General features: G+C 68.4%; 16 protein-coding genes. 10 read left to right on the plus strand and 6 right to left on the minus strand.

Going from position 1 to position 18667, the window contains the following annotated elements; all coding sequences use genetic code 11:
* Positions 1-32 precede the first annotated feature (32 nt).
* From Ga0080574_RS05265 to Ga0080574_RS05275, 3 genes are all read right to left on the minus strand, one after another.
* On the minus strand, positions 33-1328 hold the full coding sequence (locus tag Ga0080574_RS05265; protein WP_076695795.1) for an MFS transporter: 1296 nt from the start codon (positions 1326-1328) through the stop codon (positions 33-35).
* Between the two features lie 229 nt (positions 1329-1557).
* Positions 1558-2607, minus strand: a complete 1050-nt coding sequence (queA, locus tag Ga0080574_RS05270) for a tRNA preQ1(34) S-adenosylmethionine ribosyltransferase-isomerase QueA (protein ID WP_076695797.1) — start codon at positions 2605-2607, stop codon at positions 1558-1560.
* Between the two features lie 7 nt (positions 2608-2614).
* Positions 2615-5905, minus strand: a complete 3291-nt coding sequence (locus Ga0080574_RS05275) for a YhdP family protein (RefSeq protein WP_076695799.1) — start codon at positions 5903-5905, stop codon at positions 2615-2617.
* An 88-nt stretch (positions 5906-5993) separates the two neighbouring features.
* On the opposite strand from Ga0080574_RS05275, the gene Ga0080574_RS05280 reads away from it, so the two are divergent.
* From Ga0080574_RS05280 to Ga0080574_RS05325, 10 genes are all read left to right on the plus strand, one after another.
* Entirely contained in the window at positions 5994-6446 is a 453-nt protein-coding gene (locus Ga0080574_RS05280) for a peroxiredoxin (RefSeq protein WP_076695801.1), read from the plus strand.
* 85 nt (positions 6447-6531) lie between these two features.
* On the plus strand, positions 6532-7350 hold the full coding sequence (locus Ga0080574_RS05285) for a ferritin-like domain-containing protein (RefSeq protein WP_076705699.1): 819 nt from the start codon (positions 6532-6534) through the stop codon (positions 7348-7350).
* A gap of 194 nt (positions 7351-7544) precedes the next feature.
* Positions 7545-8855, plus strand: a complete 1311-nt coding sequence (locus tag Ga0080574_RS05290) for a M23 family metallopeptidase (RefSeq protein ID WP_076695808.1) — start codon at positions 7545-7547, stop codon at positions 8853-8855.
* Positions 8845-9363, plus strand: a complete 519-nt coding sequence (locus tag Ga0080574_RS05295) for a bactofilin family protein (RefSeq protein ID WP_076695809.1) — start codon at positions 8845-8847, stop codon at positions 9361-9363. The genes Ga0080574_RS05290 and Ga0080574_RS05295 overlap by 11 nt, the downstream gene beginning before the upstream one ends.
* Before the next feature lie 389 nt (positions 9364-9752).
* Entirely contained in the window at positions 9753-10838 is a 1086-nt protein-coding gene (locus Ga0080574_RS05300) for an ABC transporter ATP-binding protein (RefSeq protein ID WP_076695810.1), read from the plus strand.
* A 38-nt stretch (positions 10839-10876) separates the two neighbouring features.
* On the plus strand, positions 10877-11845 hold the full coding sequence (locus Ga0080574_RS05305) for an ABC transporter substrate-binding protein (protein ID WP_076695811.1): 969 nt from the start codon (positions 10877-10879) through the stop codon (positions 11843-11845).
* A gap of 4 nt (positions 11846-11849) precedes the next feature.
* Positions 11850-13586: an ABC transporter permease gene (locus Ga0080574_RS05310; RefSeq protein ID WP_076695816.1), complete on the plus strand. Its 1737-nt coding sequence runs from the start codon at positions 11850-11852 to the stop codon at positions 13584-13586.
* A complete protein-coding gene (locus tag Ga0080574_RS05315) occupies positions 13574-14599 on the plus strand; it encodes an MBL fold metallo-hydrolase (RefSeq protein ID WP_076695817.1) in 1026 nt (341 codons plus the stop codon). Before Ga0080574_RS05310 ends, Ga0080574_RS05315 begins: the two co-directional genes overlap by 13 nt.
* Before the next feature lie 3 nt (positions 14600-14602).
* Positions 14603-15184, plus strand: coding sequence for a dual specificity protein phosphatase family protein (locus tag Ga0080574_RS05320; RefSeq protein ID WP_076695818.1), 582 nt, complete (start codon positions 14603-14605; stop codon positions 15182-15184).
* A complete protein-coding gene (locus tag Ga0080574_RS05325; protein WP_076695819.1) occupies positions 15181-16173 on the plus strand; it encodes a LacI family DNA-binding transcriptional regulator in 993 nt (330 codons plus the stop codon). The genes Ga0080574_RS05320 and Ga0080574_RS05325 overlap by 4 nt, the downstream gene beginning before the upstream one ends.
* Positions 16174-16238: 65 nt before the next feature.
* On the opposite strand, the gene Ga0080574_RS05330 is transcribed toward Ga0080574_RS05325, so the two are convergent.
* Genes Ga0080574_RS05330 through phnE (Ga0080574_RS05340) form a run of 3 tightly spaced genes read right to left on the minus strand, consistent with a single transcriptional unit; the run spans position 16239 to position 18645 of the window.
* Complete coding sequence (locus Ga0080574_RS05330; RefSeq protein ID WP_076695820.1) at positions 16239-16850, minus strand: DapH/DapD/GlmU-related protein; 612 nt, start codon at positions 16848-16850, stop codon at positions 16239-16241.
* Complete coding sequence (gene phnE / locus Ga0080574_RS05335) at positions 16847-17704, minus strand: phosphonate ABC transporter, permease protein PhnE (RefSeq protein ID WP_076695822.1); 858 nt, start codon at positions 17702-17704, stop codon at positions 16847-16849. Before phnE (Ga0080574_RS05335) ends, Ga0080574_RS05330 begins: the two co-directional genes overlap by 4 nt.
* Positions 17701-18645: a phosphonate ABC transporter, permease protein PhnE gene (gene phnE, locus Ga0080574_RS05340; RefSeq protein WP_076695823.1), complete on the minus strand. Its 945-nt coding sequence runs from the start codon at positions 18643-18645 to the stop codon at positions 17701-17703. Before phnE (Ga0080574_RS05340) ends, phnE (Ga0080574_RS05335) begins: the two co-directional genes overlap by 4 nt.
* Positions 18646-18667 lie beyond the last annotated feature (22 nt).

The following is an 18667-nucleotide window of genomic DNA, read 5'->3' on the forward strand; positions in this document are numbered from 1 at the left end:
TTCTGTCAATTACGACATTCCGCCAGCGGCGATTATCCGACCGCTCCCTGTCGGCGTGCCTCCGATTCGGCCTCTGCCTCGGCTTCTGCCGCCTCGATGGCCTCGATCACCACCTCCTGGGCGGCCTCCATGGCCACCGGGGTGACGGTGGGACTCATCGCGGTATAGGCGCTGGTCTCGTCCACCGAGGGCGCCGGGCGCCGAGTCATCCGCCAGCCCGCGTAGCCGGTGAGGCTGAGCAGCAGCACCGCGATCAGCGCGAAATAGCCGCCCGGCCCGAAGGTCTCGATCGCCCAGCCGGTGACGATGGGGCCGGCGATGGCACCAACCCCGTTCACAAAGAGCAGCCCCGCCGAGGCGGCGGCCATGTTTTCGAGGTCGAGAAAGTCGTTGGTATAGGCAATGAGCAGCGAATAGAGCGGATTGGCCGCGCCCCCGATCAGGAAGGCCGCGCCGAGCAGCACATAGAACCGGTCGGGCATCACCGCCGCCAGACAGGCGGCGAGCCCGCCCATCAGCGCCACGCCGGCGACGAGCTGGCGACGGTCCATCCGGTCGGAGAGCCAGCCCAGCGGGTATTGCGTGACCAGCGCGCCGACATAAAAGGCCGCGACGAACATCGAGATCTGCGTCAGCCGCAGCCCCGCCTCGGCGGCGAACACCGCCGCCATGCCGAACTGCGCGGCGAAAACGCCACCGAGCAGGATCATACCGACGACCCCCAGCGGCGAGGCGGCGTAAAGCTCGCGCAGGCTCATCCGCTTGGTGGTGTCGAAGGCCGGGGTCGGCGAGACCGAGAGCAGAATCGGCGCGAAGGCCACCGAGACCAGCACCGAGGGGATCACGAAGAGCAGGAAGCCCGAAGGGTCTGGCACCAGCAGCATCGCCTGCGCGGCGATGATCCCCAGCATCTGCACGATCATGTAGGCCGAGAGCGTCTGGCCCCGCGACTCGTTCGAGGAGGCGTTGTTGAGCCAGCTCTCGGCGGTGACGTAAACGCCGCAATAGCAAAAGCCGATGATCATCCGCTCGATCGTCCAGGCGATGGGATGCGGGAAAGCCGGGTAGAGGATCAGCACCGCCGAGACGAAAGAACCCAGCGCCGCGAAGACCCGCACATGGCCGACGCGGCGAATCATGCCGGGCGTCAGGCGGGAGGCAAGCAGGAAGCCGGCGAAATAGGCCGACATGACCACAGACATCTCGAAGGCGGAAAACCCCGCGCCGCTGCCGCGCACGCCCAAAAGCGAGCCCTGAAGGCCATTGCCCAGCATCAAAAGCAGCATGCCGAGAAGCAGCGCCCAGGAATGTCTCAGAACCTCGAGCATGCGGGGGCTCCTCCTTCGTCGTGCCGGTTCGCGTGAGTGCGAGTCGGTTCGGCGCACCCGTGCCATTGGTCCGGGACAAAGGCAACTATCCAGTAAAGGCCGGTTGACGATCCCTCTTGCACACGGGCAATGGGCGGCCGTTTTATCTTTGGACATTCGAGCACAGTCTGCGCGGAACAAGGCGATGGCGCGGCTGCCGTTGCGTGCGGACAGGCCCCTCACCCAACCGTCACGGCAGCAGCAGCGACGAATCCCCATAGGAGAAGAACCGGTAACGCTCCGCCACCGCATGGGCATAGATCCGCTTTATCCGTTCCTGCCCCATCAGCGCCGAGACCAGCATCATCAGCGTCGATTTCGGAAGGTGGAAATTGGTCATCAGCGCATCGGTCACCCGGAACTCGAAACCGGGATAGATGAAGATCTCCGTCACCCCCGTCCAGGGGACGATGGCACCGGTCTCGCGCGCCGCCGTCTCGATCAGCCGCAGCGCCGTGGTGCCGACCGGGATCACCCGCCCGCCGGCGGCCTTGGTCGCCGCGATCTCGGCGGCGGCGGCGGCAGAGACCTCGCCCCATTCGCCATGCATCTTGTGGGTGGTCACGTCGTCGACCTTCACCGGCAGGAAGGTGCCCGCGCCCACATGCAGCGTCACATGGGTGAACGCCACGCCCCGTTCGCGCAGCGCCGCCAACAGCGGCGCGTCGAAATGCAGCGAGGCGGTGGGGGCCGCCACCGCACCGGAATGCTTTGCCCAGACGGTCTGGTAATCCTGCTTGTCGCGCGCATCGGCGGCGCGCTTGGCAGCAATATAGGGCGGCAGCGGCATGGCGCCGGCCTCGGCCAGCGCGGCGTCGAAATCCTCACCCGCAAGATTGAAGCGGAACAGCCCCTGCCCCTCCTCGCGCGCCTCCAGCGTCGCCGAGAGCGCGTCGGAAAACACCACCGTCTCGCCTTCGCGCAGCTTCTTCAGCGGCTTGACCAGCGCCGCCCAGAGCCCGCCGGCGCGCGGTTCGAGCAGCGTCACCTCGATCTGCGCCCGCGTCAGCCCCTGCGCGCTCTGCCGGCTGCGGGTGCCGAAGAGCCGCGCCGGGATCACCTTGGTGTCGTTCAGCACCAGCCGGTCGCCGGGGCGCAGCCAGTTGCCCAGATCCGAGACCACCGCATCGGTGATCCGCTCGCCCTCCGCCACCAGCAGCCGCGCAGAGGAGCGCGGTTGCGCCGGCCGCGTGGCGATCAGCGCCTCGGGCAGATCGAAATCGAAATCGCTGAGTTTCATGATGTCCCTACTGGCTCAGGCTGGGAGGCGGGCGGCGGAAGATGTCACGGAACATCCCCGGGGTGAAGGCCGAAAGCGGGTTCACCGAGACCGCCGGATCGTCCACCGAGCCCGCGAGATTGAAGTTGAAGCCGATCAGCCCCTCGCCCTTGCGCGAGAACAGCCGCCCGATGCCGTTGAGGATATAGACCGGCGACAGCACCCCCTGCATGTCCATGCGGCGGCTGGCGAGATCGTAATAGCCATCCATCGAGATGCCCATCGACGGCCCCACCGCGCTCGACCGGGAAAGCACCACCTGCGACGGTGTCAGCCGGAACCGCGCCTCGACCTCGGAGAAAAAGATCCCCGCGCCGTTCAGCTCGTCGAGCAGCCCGACGACAGAGACCGCATCGAGCAGCCCGGTGATCGCCGGCGCGTCCTGCAAGCGCGCGCCCTCGATGGCCAGCGTGCCATCGTATTCGCCCGCCCGCCCGCGCACCGGCACCAGCGTCAGATCGAAGGTGCCGTCCTGCACATTGCGGAACACCCCCGCCCCGGCGAGCACGTCGCCCGCGTCGCGGCTGCGAATGCGCACGGCGCTGCCGCCGCGCTGCGGCACGATCTCGCCGGTGACCGGGGCGCGGTCGCCCACCCGCGCGCGGAACTCGCCGTTGATGCCCCCCGCCGAAGAGAAATCCCCCTCGAAATCCGCCAGATAGATCGCATCGCTCACCTGCAACCGGTCGAGCGCGATGCTCAGCGGGCCGCCGCCACCGGCAGCGCCGCCCGCGCCGCCGCCCATGCCGAAGGGCGCGCGGCGCAGATCCAGCCAGCCGCCGTTCAGCGCCACCGCCAGCGCGGCGCCACGTCCGCGCGGGGTCAGCACCGCCGCGCTGTCGAGCCAGTTGCCGACCTTGAGCTCCGGCAGGTCGAGCCGCGTCAAACCGCCGTCATTGCCCAGCGTGACCGAGCCGCGCGCCTCCAGCCCGGCGCCGCTCAGCGCCAGCCGGTCGATGCGCACCGGCTGCGCCAGGCTGCCCGCCAGATCCAGCGCGCCGGTGCCCGCCTCCGAAAGCCGCCAGCCGATCTGCGGCAGCGAGATGCCCAGCCCCGCCAGCGACGATGTGAGGGTAAAGCGCGGCGCCGTACCCGGCTCCAGCGCGATGCTCACCTTGCCGGTGCCCCGCCCCGACAACACGCCCGGCGCCAGCCGCAGCCCCAGCGCCTCGGCCACCGACCCCGAGAGCACGATCTCGCCCTCGACCCGGCTGCCCGCCCCGGGCGGGGTCAGCGGCTGGGTCCAGCTGCCGCGGAACGGCACGCCCGACAGATCCGCCGAGCCGGAGATCACCAGTTGATCGTCGGTCAGGTCGAAGCCGAGCCGCGTGGCGCTCAGGATCTTGCCCGGCACGATCTCTTCGCTGCGCACATCCTCCAGCGTGCCGGTGCCGCGGATCCGGATATCCTCGCGCTTCACGCCCCGGACCAAGGGCACGTCGATCCGGCCCGAGACCGCAACCCGCCCCTCGCCGAGCTGCACCGGCTTGCCCGCCTTGCGCATCAGCTCAAGCTTCGGGCTGTCGAGATAGGAGAGCGCCGCCACCAGCGGCCCGCGGGCGCGCAAGGACAGCTCACCCATCAGCGGACGGGCGCGCAGATCGGGGATGACGAACCGGGTGCCGGCACCGTCGATGGCGCCGCCCTCGGGCGGGGTGGCCTGCCCGGCCTCCATCGTCACCGCCAGCCGGTTGTCGTAGATGGTAAGCTGCCCCGCCGCATCGGTGACGCGCGGGAGCGTGCGCGAATAGGTCAGCTCGATCCCTTCGAGCCTTGTGTCCAGATAGGGCACCAGGCCGCCGCCCGGCGCCAGGCGCAGCGCAAAGACCGTGTCGCGCAGCCCGCCGGCATAGATATTGTCCGCCACCCATTTGCGCGGCTTCTCGGCCAGCGCCTCGGGCCAGTAGGAGAGCAGCTCTTCATGGCCGACGGCGTCGAGCCTGCCGTCGAGCGCCAGCCGCCAGCCCTCGCGTTCGGCGGCCAGCGTGCCGGACAGCCGCAGCGGCAGCGCCGGGTCGGTGCTGCGGAAGCGGCCCAGATCGAGCCGGAACGGATCGAAATCGAGCTGCCAGTCGAGCTCGGCGCCGCTGAGCCGGACCGGGCTGTCGAGAAAGCCCCTGGGATCGGCCTCGAACCGGGTGACGCGGAACTGCCCGGTCATGCCGCGCGGCCAGCCGCCCTCGGCCCCGCGCAGCACCGCGCGCCCGTCCGAGACGATGGTGCCGAGGCGGCTCGTCACCGAGATCTCGTCGAAGCGCAGGCTGGCGCTGGCCGGGTCGTAGGAGAAATAGGTGCGCGCGCGGTCGAAGGGGATGGGCCGGGTGCGCGGATTGGGCTGCACCGCGCCGGCGCCGATCTGGAGCGTGGCGCTGAGCGCACCGAGCCGGCCGCCGGAACTGACGGAGCCGCGCAGCGCCCCGGAGATCGGCGCCCGCAGCGCGTTGAGCCAGGCCAGCGCGGGGCTCTGCGTGGCGATGTCCTGCGCGTCGAGCCCGCTGAGATTGAGGCCGAAACTGCCGCTGGTCTCGCCGATCGGGCTTTCGGCATTGAGCGCCAGCGTCGCCGCCACGTCGCCGCGCCCGAGCAGCGCCATGTCGCCGGCGAGCCGCAGCGCGCCGCCCTCGCGGGTGAGGCTGAGCCGGCCGCCATCGGCGGTCCAGCCGCGCCCGGCGCGGGCGTCCTCGTAGCGGATGGTCAGCGCGTCGGCCTGCACCTCGCGCAGCCCGGCGAGGCGCGGATCCGACATCGCCTCGTCCACCCGCGCGATGATCGTGGGAATGTCGGGCGTTGGCGTGTCGGAGGCGAACACATCCCCGAGCGCCAGCCCCAGCTCGCCCTCGGCATTGCGGCGCAGGGTCAGCACCGCGCCGGAGAGCCGCGCGGCGCGCAGCTCCGCCTCGCCGAAGAGCAGCTTGCCGGGGGTTACGCCGATCTCCACATCCGAGAGCGTCGCCACCTGCGCCCCGGTCTCGGCACGGATATCCACATCCGTCAGCACAAACCGCGCCAGCCCATCGGGCTGCACCAGCAGCCGCAGGTCGCCGAAACGGATGTCGAGCCCGGGCACCATGGCGCCCAGCCGCGACTCGATCCGCTCGCGCAGCCAGTCCGGCGCGGCAATCGCCCGGCCCTGCGCATACCAGAGCCCGCCGGCCAGCAGCAGCGCCACGAGCGTCAGCGGCAGCAATATGGCGGCCAGCCAGCGGCGCGTTCTGCGCCCTGCCCGCGTGGCCGCCGGGTCTTCGTTCTCGGATGTCACTGCCTGTCGTGTCTCTCGGTTTGCTTTGCCGCTCCGGCGTTCTACACCCTCTCCAGGGAATTGAGAAACGCAAGAATGGAGCGCCCCCATGGCCGAGACCGCCCCCGATTTCACCCTGCCCGCCACCAACGGAGAGGAGGTGACGCTCTCCGCCCTGCGCCCGGCCCCGGTGGTGCTGTTCTTTTATCCGCGCGACGACACCTCGGGCTGCACGAAGGAGAACCAGGATTTCTCTGCCCTGCTGCCCGAGTTCGAGGCGGCGGGCGTGAAGGTCTTCGGCCTGTCGAAGGATAGCCTCGCGAGCCATGAAAAATTCATGACGAAGAAAGAACTCACCGTGCCGCTGCTCTCCGACGAGGGCTCGGAGGTCTGCGAGGCCTTCGGCGTCTGGAAGGAGAAGAAGATGTATGGCAAGACCTTCATGGGGATCGAGCGCAGCACCTTCCTGATCGACGCCAGTGGCGCGATTGCAAGGGAATGGCGCAAGGTGAAGGTGCCCGGCCACGCAGAAGAAGTGCTGGAGGCGGCAAAGGCATTGTGAGCCCGCGCCGCAAATCTCTTGCAAGAGATTTGCAATGTCCTTCGAAGGACATTGGCCCGGCGGAGAGGAACGGGACGACGCGGCGATGATGAGCTTGAGCGAAATGGCGGTGGATGTGCTGACCACCGCCGACGGGCGCGAGAAGACCGCCAAATCCCATGCCCACGCGGCGGCGTGGTTCGCCGCGCGCGCCGCCGGCGAGACGATCCCGCTCGGCGAGGCGAGCCCGCCGCTGCGCCCGGCGCGCCCCGCCCGGCCCGAGCTGCTCGACCCGCGCGAGGTGCCCAAGCGCAAGCCCGGCTCGCCCGCGGGCCGCATCGCGCTTTTGCACGCGGTGGCGCATATCGAGCTGAACGCGGTGGATCTGCACTGGGACATCATCGCGCGTTTCACCGATGTGCCTTTCCCGCCGGGCTTCTACGACGACTGGGTCAAGGCCGCCGACGAGGAATCCAAGCACTTCAACCTCATCTGCGACTGTCTCGAAAGCCTCGACAGCTTCTATGGCGCCCTGCCCGCCCATGCCGGCATGTGGCGCGCCGCCGAGGACACGGTGGACGATCTCATGGGCCGGCTCGCCGTGGTGCCCATGGTGCTGGAGGCGCGCGGGCTCGACGTGACGCCGGGCATGATCGAGATCTTCCGCCGCGCCGGGGTGGACAACGCCGTCGCCGCGCTGGAGACGATCTATGCCGAAGAGGTCGGCCATGTCGCCTATGGCTCCAAGTGGTTCCACTTCCTCTGCGGTCGTCACGATCTGGACCCCAAGGAGGTGTTCCACGATCTCGTGCAGACCTATTTCCATGGCGCGCTGAAACCGCCCTTCAACGAGGAAAAGCGCGCCGAAGCCGGATTGCCGCCGGATTTCTACTGGCCGCTGGCGGACGAGCGCGGCGCCCGATGACGCGGAAATAGGCGCACCGAACCTATTGGCGTCGGCGGTTTTTCGCCATTTTGGCGGAGATTCGCGGCATGCCGCCGGGGCAAAGCCCAAAAATGTTGCGATCATGTCGGGCTCTGGGTAAGGCCCTTTGACAGGACGCCGGGTGTTTTGGGGAACCGAGCGTCGTTGTTGGGACGGGAACAAAGGACAGACAGGTGAGAACGCGTCTCGCGATCAGAACCCATGCGCTCATGGAGCGCTTTTTTCCGGAACGTCGGCTGTTTCTGAAATCGGATACCGACACACGTTTCATCCGCCTGCGCTCGGAAACGCAGCTGGTGGCTTTTCTTGGCGGCGCCCTTCTGGTCGCCTGGGCGATCATCGCCACCGCGATCCTGCTCATGGACAGCATCAGCGCCGGCAATTTCCGCGAACAGGCCAAGCGCGACCAGATCACCTATCAGCGCCGGCTGAACGAGCTCTCCGCCGAGCGCGACGCGCGCGCCTCCGAGGCGCTGGCCGCGCAGGAACGGTTCAACACGGCGCTGGCGCAGGTCTCCTCCATGCAGTCCAAGCTGCTCGATTCCGAGACCCAGCGCCGCGAGCTGGAAACCGGCATCGACGTGATCCAGACCACCCTGCGCACCACCATGGAAGAGCGCGAGGCGATCGGTGAGCGTCTGGCCAGCCTACAGACCCAGATCGAAGGCGGCGCGGTGCAGAGCGCCGGCAATGGCGAGAGCGACAGCACGCTCGATCTGCTGGCCGAGGCGCTGGCCCGCACCGCCGAGGAGCGCGACCAGGTCGTGGCCGATGCCCAGGACGCGCTGGTGCGCGCCGACGAGATGGCCACCGAGCTGCGCCTGATGGAAGAGAAGAACGACCGCATCTTCCGCCAGCTCGAGGAGGCGATGACCGTCTCGGTCAAACCGCTCGACAAGATGTTCTCCGCCGCCGGCATGGACCCGGACCGCATCATCGACCAGGTGCGCAAGGGCTATTCCGGACAGGGCGGGCCGCTGACGCCGATCACCTTCTCGACCCGTGGCGAAGAGCCCTCCGCCGATATGGAGCGCGCCAACCGCATCCTTGGCGAGATGGACAAGCTGAACCTCTACCGCATCGCCGCGCAGAAGGCGCCCTTCGCGGTGCCGCTCAAGGATCCGTTCCGCTTCACCAGCGGCTTCGGGCGCCGCTGGGGCCGCCTGCATGCGGGCACCGATTTCGCCGCGCCGCACGGCACGCCGATCTATGCCACCGCCGACGGTGTCGTCACCCATGCGGACTGGATGTCAGGTTATGGCCGTCTGGTGAAAATCCAGCACGAGTTCGGCATCGAGACCCGCTATGCGCATATGTCCAAAATCCGCGTGAAGGTGGGTCAAAGGGTCTCGCGCGGGGACCGTGTTGGTGATATGGGGAATACCGGACGGTCGACCGGAACGCATCTTCACTACGAGGTTCGCGTCGGAGGTGAGCCCGTAAACCCCATGACCTACATCAAGGCTGCAAACGATGTTTTCTAAAAGCAAGATCAACGAGCCCGGCCCCAAGGCCGAGGACACAGCACCGAAGCCGGCCGCGCCGGAAGCACCGCGTCAGCCGAGCGGCGAGTTCAAGCCGTCGACCCCGCCCAAGGCAAAGCCCCCGGCATCGGTGCTGTCGAGCGATCTTCACATCACCGGCAACCTCAAGACCACCGGCGACATTCAGGTCGAGGGCACGGTCGAGGGCGACATCCGCGCCCATCTGCTGACCATCGGCGAGACCGCCACCATCAAGGGCGAGGTCGTCGCCGATGACGTGGTGATCAATGGCCGCATCGTCGGTCGTGTGCGCGGCCTCAAGGTCCGCCTGACCGCAACCGCCCGCGTCGAGGGCGACATTATCCACAAGACCATCGCCATCGAGAGCGGCGCGCATTTCGAAGGTTCGGTGCAGCGCCAGGACGATCCTCTCTCGACGCGCGGCAAGGGCGCAGCCGCTGCCCCGGCCCCGCAGCCGAAACCGGCCGCCGAAGGTCAGGCCGGCTAAGCGCCGCCGCCTTTCATCGCTTTTCGAAACGCCGGGCCTTACGCCCGGCGTTTTCGTTTCCGGCCGGCTTGGCACCGCCGTCCGGAGAGATATCGCCTGGCACGGGCGGGCTTCGCAGGGAAACGCCAGCTGGCGTACATAAAGCGCCGCCCTCTGCTCTCTCGTGTCCCCCGCCCCCGACGTGATCCGGGGCCTCCAAGCCTCCTCACCGCACACACGCAGAGGCCCCGGACCAGGTCCGGGGCGGGTATCCGCCAACCGCTGCCCGCGCGTCCCCTCTCGCGATGTCATAAAATCATCACCGATCCGTCGCCCGGCTGTTGCGCCCTGCCCGCATCCATCGCCGCAACGCTGCACAGCTGTGCAGCCCATCGTGTAGGGGACGGATCGTGAGCGACATCGCCATCGACGCATTGGACAAGCAGTTCGGCCAGACGCAGGTGCTGCATCAGGTCTCGCTCGCCATCGCCGACGGCGAGTTCGTCGCGGTGCTCGGCCCCTCGGGATGCGGCAAGACCACGCTGCTGCGCTGCCTCGCAGGGTTTGAGCGGCTCGACGGCGGCCGCATCGCCATCGGCGGCGAAACCGTCTCCGGCCCTGGCCGTCACCTGCCGCCCGAGAAACGCGGCATCGGCGTGGTGTTCCAGAACTACGCGCTCTGGCCGCATATGAGCGTGGCGCAGAACGTCGCCTACGGGCTGAAGATCGCCGGCCTGCCGAAACCCGACCGCGACAGGCGTGTCGCCCATGTGCTGGATCTCGTCGAACTGGGCCCGCTCGCCAAACGCCGCCCCGCCGATCTTTCCGGTGGCCAGCGCCAGCGCGTGGCGCTCGCCCGCTGCCTCGCCATGGAAAGCCGCGTGGTGCTGCTCGACGAGCCGCTGGCCAATCTCGACGTGCATCTGCGCGGCACGCTGGAAGAGGAATTCGCCCGCTTCCACGCCCGCTCGGGCGCTACCATGTTCTACATCACCCACGATCAGGCCGAGGCGCTGGCGCTCGCCGACCGCGTCGCCGTCATGGACCGGGGCCGCATCCTGCAATTCGCCCCGCCGCAGGCGCTGTTCCGCCAGCCCGCCAGCGAGGCGGTCGCGGGCTTCATCGGCGAGGGCCGCGTGCTCGACGGCGAGCACCTGCACCCGACCGGCGCCGGGCTCGCCCGCGCCTCCGTGCTGGGGCATCCTGCGAGGCTGCGCTGCGCCCCTGACGAGCGCCCGCGCCATCGCGCCCGCATCTCTATTCACCCCGGCGATCTCGACCTTGTGCCCGAGGGCACCGACAACGCCATCACCGCCCATGTCACCCGCGCCAGCTTTCGCGGCGCCTATCTGCGCGCCGAGGTCATGGCCGGCCCCGCGGGCGACGTGCCGCTCTCCCTCAACATCGCCGCGCCCGCCTCGCTGGGGCAAGGGCAGCGGATCTCTCTCGCCCTGCGCGACGGCTGGGTCATCCCCGACACGGCCGCCACCTCCTGACCCTTCATCTTTCTTCAAATACTCAAAGGACGGATCCCATGAAGCTTCTCCCCATGACGCTCGCCGCGGCCCTGCTCTCCAGCGCCGCCTATGCGGAAACCACCCTCACCCTCTACACCAGCCAGGCGCCCGAGCAGGCGCAGCAGACCGTCGATGCCTTTGAAGCGGCGCATCCCGACATCAAGGTCGAATGGACCCGCAACGGCACCTCGGCGCTGATGAACGTGATGCGCGCCGAGATCGAGGCCGGCCAGGTGCAGCCCGACGTGCTTCTGGTCGCCGATGTGATCAACCTCGGCGAGCTTAAGGTCGGCGGCCACCTGATGGCCTACCCGGAGGCCCCCGTGGCCGAGTACGCGCCGGAAACCTACGATCCCGACATGACCTTTTTCGGCACCAAGGCAATCACCACCGGCATCGCCTATAACACCCAGATCGCCGAGCCGGTCGAAACCTGGGCCGAGCTGCTGACCGAAGACAATCGCGGCATGATCGCCGTGCCCTCGCCGCTCTATTCCGGCGCCGCGCTGAACCACCTGCACGCGCTGATCAACGCCGACGGCATCGGCTGGGGCTTCTACGAAGGGCTGAACGATCTCGACATCGTGCCTGAGGGCGGCAACGGTCCGGCCACAAAGGCGGTCGCCTCGGGCATGGCGAAATACGCCATCATCGTCGATGCCAACACGCTGCGCGCCAAGGCCGACGGCTCGCCGGTCGACTATATCGCGCCCAAGGACGGCGTCAGCTTCATCACCGAGCCGGCGGCGATCATGGCCACCACCCAGCACCCGGATGAAGCCAAGATCTTCATCGACTTCCTGCTCAGCCGCGAAGGTCAGGAGCTGGTGGCCGAGCAGGGCAACCTGCCGATCCTGCCCGGCGTCGCAGGCCCCGAGGGCTACCCCGCCATCGAGGACATGAAGCTGCTGGGCTACAATGTCGAAGCGGCGGTCGAGACCAATGACGCGGTCCGCGCCAAATTCGCCGACATCTTCGGGCTCTGACCCCTTGAGCCTCGCCGACAACACCCCGAAGCGCCCCTACCGGGCGCTTCGTCTCCCCCGGGCTCCGGGCGGCGAGCGGCTGTTGCTGCTCGCGCTGGTGCTGTTCGTAGGGGTGCTTTCCATCGTGCCGCTGGGGCGTCTGGCCTATGCGGCGCTCTTCCCGCAGGGCAGTTTCGACGCGGCCCGCATCGCCGATATCCTCGGCGGACGCCGGGTGGCCGAAGCGGTGGTCAACACGATCTGGATCTCCGTCGCCGCCACCCTGCTCGCCACGGTGACCGGCACGCTCGCGGCGCTGATGACCGGGCTCACCGACATGCGCAACCGCACGCTCTGGGTCTTCGGCTTCGTGCTGCCGCTGATGATCCCGCCGCAGGTCACAGCCCTTGCCTGGATCCAGGCCTTCTCGCCCGCGAGCCCCATTCTCGGCCCGCTCGGCCTGTCGCTGCCGCCGGGCACCCGCCATCCGCTCTATTCCATGGGCGGCATCATCTTTCTGCTCGGGCTCTACAACGCGCCGCTTGTGTTCCTGTCGGTCCGCGCCAGCCTGCAACGCCTGCCCGCCTCGCTGCTCGAAGCTGCCCGCGCCAATGGCGCCGGTGGCGTCGCCCTGACCCGGGACATCGTGCTGCCGTTGATCCGGGGCGGCATCTTTGCCGGAGCGGCGCTGGCCTTTGTCTCGGCCATCGGCAATTTCGGCATTCAGGCGATGCTGGGCATTCCCGCCCGCGTCTCCACGCTGATCACGCTCATCTATCGCCGGCTCAGCTCCTACGGCCCCTCGGCGCTCAACGACATGGCGCTGCTGGCGCTGCTTCTGGCGGCACTGACGGTGCTGGGTATGGCGGTCACCGCCTGGCTCGGGCGGCGCGGCGACCAGCGGGTCGATGCGGCGCAGCGCCCGCCGCGCATGGCGCTGGGGCGCTGGCGCCTGCCCATCGAGGCGACCGCCTGGGCCTATCTGCTCGCCTGCCTCGTGCTGCCGCTCTCGGCGCTGTTCGGCACGGCGCTGGTGCGCGGCTACGGCCAGCCGCTGAACGCCGAGACCATCACCTTCGAAAATTTCGCCAATGCGCTCTTTCACCACGAGGGCATCCGCGAGGCCTTTGCCACCAGCCTCTGGCTGACGCTGCTCACCGTGGCCGTATTGATCCCGGTGGCGGTGGCGCTCGGCTATGTGCTGGTCTGGCGCAAGGGCTGGGTGGCGCGGATGCTGCGGCTTGCCTCCGAGCTTGCCTACGCCCTGCCCGGCATCATCATCGGCGTGGCGATGATCCTGTTTTTCCTACGCCCCCTGCCGCTGATCGGCACCGGGCTTTACGGCACGGTCTGGGTTATCCTCGCGGCCTATCTCTCGAACTACCTCGCCCTCGCCCTGCGCCCGATCCTCGGCGGCTATGCCCAGATCGAGCGCGGGCTCGACGAGGCGGCGCAACTCGCCGGCGCGGGCATCTTCGCGCGGCTGCGCGACATCGTGCTGCCCGCGCTCGCGCCCTCGGCCATGGCCGCCGGCATCCTCGTCTTCATGACGGCGATCAACGAGATCCAGACCTCGGTGCTGCTGGTCTCGTCGCGCGCCCAGACCATCGGGCCGATGATCATCTTTCTCGAAGAGGCGGGGTCGTCGACGCTGGCCGCCGCTGTCGGCTGCCTGATGGTGCTCCTGGTGCTGGTGCTGATGGGGCTGAGCCTGATCGTCGGGCGCCGTCTGCCCGAGGGGGTGCTGCCATGGCGCGACTGACCGCCCTGAGCGGGCTGGGGCGCAAGAGCGCCGCCGTGTTCCTGCTGGAGATCGCGGGCAAGCGGCTGCTGCTCGACATGGGCACCGGGCTGGAGGCGGGCGAGCGCCCCGACCTCTCCGGCGCGGGCCGCATCGACGCGGTCCTGCTGAGCCACGCCCATGGCGACCATATCGGCGCGCTCGACCGGCTGGACGAGATCGGCGCGCCGCCGGTCTTTGCCTCCGCCGAGACCCTGCGCCAGCTGCCCCCCGCGCTGCGCCCGGCGCAGACCCATGCCCTGCCCGAACGGGGATGCACCCACGTGCTGGGTGTCACCGTAGAAACGGGCCGAGCCGGGCACGCTCCGGGCGGGATCTGGATGCGGTTCGAGACGAGTCGCGGCGGTTTCCTCTACACCGGCGATTTCAGCACCGAAACGGCGCTGCTGGTCTGCGATCCGTTTCCGCGTGCGGCCACCGTGCTGGCGGATGCCTCCTATGGCGACCGCGAAGAGGCGCTCTCCGATCAGGTCGCCGCGCTGGCAGACGCCGCAGAAGGCGGCGCCGTGCTGCCCTGCCCGGCGGACGGGCGCGGGCCGGACATGGTTGCGGCGCTCTCCGCGCGGGGGCTGGAGGTCCACGCCTGCGCGCAGGTCGCCGAGGAGATGCTGCGGCTCACCGGTTCCCGCCCGCCCGAGGCGAGTGCGGACACCGCCCGCCCCGGACAGATCATCGTTGCTTCGGGGCCGAATGCCGAAGAAGGCCTGCCCGCCGCGCTACGCGACCGGGGCGGGTTTCGCTTTGTCTTCTCCGGCCATGTGCCGCAGACAAGCCCGGCGCACGCGATGATCGCCGAGGGCCGCGCCCGCTGGATGGGCTGGAACGTGCATCCGCGCCGCTCCGACGTGGTTGCTTTGGCCGACAGCACCGGCGCGACCCGTGTCCTGCCCGCCTTCGTCGATCTCGATACCGCGCCGAACCTCGTGGCCGCGCTCGGTCCCCGGCTCTGCCGCGCCCCCTCTCTGGAGGTCTGACACATGACCCGCCATGCCCTGCCAACCGATACCCCCGCCCATGAGGCGCGCGAGGATGCGCGCCCGCTGCTCTATCGCGCAAGCGAGACGCCCGGTCCGGGGCTGGGCACGCTCTGGCTCGGCAACCTGCCCGCCGCCGAGGATGCGCAGGCGCTGCATAAGAACGGCATCACCGCCACACTGAACCTGGCGATGAACATCTTTCCCGGCCCGCTCGTCCTGTCCGACGGCACGCAGGTGCGGCGTTATCAGATCGGCATGATCGACGGGGCGGGCAACGCGCCGCAGACGCTGGCCGCCGCCGTGCAGCTGATCGACGGGCTGGCGGCGGGCTATACACCGGGCAAGCCGCACTACCCCGCCCACCGTCCCGGCGGGCTGCTGGTGCATTGCCGGGGCGGGCGTTCGCGTTCCGTCACCGTGCTGGCGCTCTGGCTGCATCTGCGCCGTCCCGCCACATACCCCGATCTTGCCACAGCCCTTGCGCATCTGCGTGCACTGCGCGGCACGGACGACACCTATCCCCTGCCGCCGATGCTGGCGCTGGCGCAGGAGGTGCTCGACCGGGGGCTCTGCGCGCGATGAGCGACCGGCGGCGCTTTGTCTCTGCGGCGGATGTGGCGCGGCGCGCGGGTGTATCGCGCTCGGCGGTGTCGCGGGCGTTTACACCTGGCGCGCAGGTCTCGGCCACTGCGCGCACGCGCATCCTCGCCGCCGCCGAAGAGCTGGGGTATCGCGTCAACCGGCTGGCACAGACGCTGCATCAGGCGCGCTCGGATCTGGTGGGCGTGGTCGGCGGCAATCTCGGCAACCCCTATATCTCGGCACAGCTCGACGCGCTGAGCGCCGGGCTGCACGCGCGCGGGCTGCAATGCCTGCTGATGAACAGCGCGCAGGGCGGCGCGGCGGATCTGGCGCGGCTGCTGGATTACCGGGTGCGCACGGTGGTGCTGCTGTCGGGCGCGGCGCCGGACGATCTGATCCGGCTTTGCGCTCGTAACGGGGCGCGCATGGTGCTGATCAACCGCCCCGCCCCGCCCAAAGGCACGCTCGCCGATCTGATCCAGGCGGATTCCACGCAGGGCGGCCGGCTGGCCGCAGAACGGCTGATCGCGGCAGGCTGCCGCAATGTGGCGGTGGTGATCTCGGGCTCTCGCACCTCGGCCAAGACCGAACGCGCCGAGGCCTTCGAGGCGGAGATGGCCCGCCACGGCATCCCGGTGACCCGGTGGGCGGAAGGCCCCAACCGCTATGAGACCGGCTGCGCGGCGGCGCGGGCGCTGCTGACCCGGCCCGGGCTCGACGGTGTGTTCGGCGTCACCGACGAACTGGCGCTCGGCGTGCTAAACACTGCGCGGGCCGAGCTGGGGCGTGCGGTGCCGGGGGATCTGTCGGTGATCGGGTTTGACGATGCACCGGTCTCGGGCTGGGCTTCGCACCGGCTGACCACGATCCGCCAATCGCTCGACGCGCTGACCCGCGCCACGCTGGAGGCAGTGGACCGCCCCGCCGAAGCGGCATCCACCTGCGAGCATATCCCGGTGACGCTGGTGGAGCGGGACAGCGTGGCGTGATCTCTTCGCACGGCTCCTGAAAATGCCAATGCCTCGTAGGGTGGGCAATCCTGCCCACCGCTCTCTCACCGCCGATATTTCTCGATAAACGCGTCGATGCTCAGCCGCCGGATATCCGGCAGCGCCGCGCGCAGCGCCTCGTGCGACCAGTCCCACCAGGCGATCTCCTGCAAGGCCATGCCCTGCGCCTCGGTGAAGCGGCGCTTGATCGGCTGCGCCGCGACACCGCCGACGATGGTGTAGGGTGCCACATCCTTCGACACCACCGCCCCCGCGCCCACCACGGCGCCGTCGCCAATGCGCACCCCCGGCAGCACCGTCACGCCATGGCCGATCCACACGTCATGACCGATGCTCACCCAGTGATCCCGGCGCCACTGAAAGAACGCCTCGTCATCCTCGCCCAGCCCGAACTGCGCCGCGCGATAGGTGAAATGATGCTGCGCCGCGCGCCAGGTGGCGTGGTTGCCCGGGTTGATCCGCGCGCCCTCGGCAATCGAGCAGAACTTGCCGATGCTCGACCAGACGACATTGCCGTGTTTGACGATATAGGAATAGTCGCCGAATTCCACTTCACGCATCGAGACATGCGCCTGCACCTCGGTCCACCTCCCCAGCGTGCAATCGACGACGCTGGAGGTCTCGTGGATCGTCGGCGCCTCTGACAGCATTTTCATTTTGCGCTTCCCCAGTCGCCGATGATGCGCGCGCGGATCTTGGCCGAGAGAAAGTCGATCACATAGACCATGAGGATGATCAGGAAGATGATCGACCAGGCCTCGTCCCAGCGATAGGCGCTGATGCGGTCGGAGAGCAGGAAGCCGATGCCGCCGGCACCGACGATGCCCAGAATGGTGCCCGAGCGCACATTGGATTCGAAATTGTAGAGCAGGATCGAGAACAGCACCGGCAGCACCTGCGGCAAGGTGCCGAAACGGATCTGCTGGGCGCGCGAGCCGCCCGAGGCCTTCACCCCTTCGACCGGCTTTTCCGACGTGTTCTCAATCGCTTCCGAAAAGAGTTTGGCAAAGGTGCCGATCTCGCTGACGGCAATCGCAAGGATGCCCGGCAGCGGCCCCAGCCCGAAGGCGCGAATGAAGATCAGCGCCAGGATCAGCGTCTCGAAGGCGCGTATGATGTCATAGCCGCGCCGCACCGAGAGCCGCAGAAACGGCAGCCGGTTGATGTTCTTCGCCCCCAGAAAACTCAGCGGAAAGGCAAAGACCGCGCCCAGCAGCGTCCCGAGAAAGGCCATGGAGAGCGTCTCGCCCAGCCCTTTCAGGATCTCGGAAAACGCCTCCCAGCTTTTCCAGACATAGGGCGGGAACATGAAGCCCGCGACATCGCCAAAGCGCTGCATGCCGGTCCAGATCCGCGCCGGCGTGATGTCGAAGGCCCAGATGCAATAGACAATGAGCCCCAGAAATCCCGCCCAGAGCGCCGCCCGGCGCAGGCGCACGGATAGCGGCGCGCGGAAGGCCAGCGGCATCGTGGCCTTGGCCCGCGCGATATCGAGATCGGTGACGCTCATGACCGTCCCTCCAGCCCGATGATCCGGTGGCGCAGCTTTTCCGAGCCGAAGTCGATTACGACCACGGTTACGAAGATGATGACGAAAAGCGCCGACAGATCGGTATATTCCTGAAAACTCATGGCGGTGCGGAACTCCTGCCCCAGCCCGCCGGCGCCGACATAGCCGATGATCGAGGAGGAGCGGACATTGATCTCGAACCGCAGCAGCGTGTAGCTGATGATATTGGGCAGCACCTGCGGCACCGCGCCATAGCGGATCTGATCGAACCAGCTGCCGCCCGCCGCCTTGACGCCTTCGAGCGGCGCCATGTCGATGTTCTCGTTCACTTCCGAATAAAGCTTGCCGAGCGCGCCGGTGGCGTGCAGCCCCACGGCCATGACACCGGCCATCGGCCCGACCGAAAAGCAGAAGACAAAGATCAGCGCCCAGACCAGCTCGGGCACGGTGCGGGCGATCTCGAGATAGCGCCGGCAGATCCACAGCACCCAGCGGTTGGGCGCAAGGTTGCGCGAGGCGGGAAAGCTCAACAGAAACCCGCCGATCACCCCCAGCGTGGTGGCCATGAAGGCGATGAGAATGGTTTCCACCAGCAGCCGCAGCCAGATCCGCCAGCGCCAGAACCATTCCGCCAGATCGGCGCCGAGGCTCTCCCAGCGCAGCACTGGCAGGGTTTTCTCGATATATTCGCCCAGTCGCGGGATGCCCGCCGGGACGATCCAGCGCCAGTCGCGCGAGCCGTCCGGCAGCGTCACCTGCGTGACCTTGAAGAAATCGCCCAGCCAGGCTGTGGCAATAAACAGCGCCACGAACACCGCCGTGCCAAGCGCCCAGTTGATCCGCGCCGCCTTGCGTTTGGCGGTGAAATCGCGCTCGAACGCCGAAATCGCGCTCGGTCCGCTGACCGGCGGATAGGCGGTCAGCTCCGCTACATCGCTCATGCCTGCCCCCTCACAAAAGAAC

Source organism: Salipiger abyssi, assembly GCF_001975705.1.
Taxonomy (GTDB): domain Bacteria; phylum Pseudomonadota; class Alphaproteobacteria; order Rhodobacterales; family Rhodobacteraceae; genus Salipiger; species Salipiger abyssi.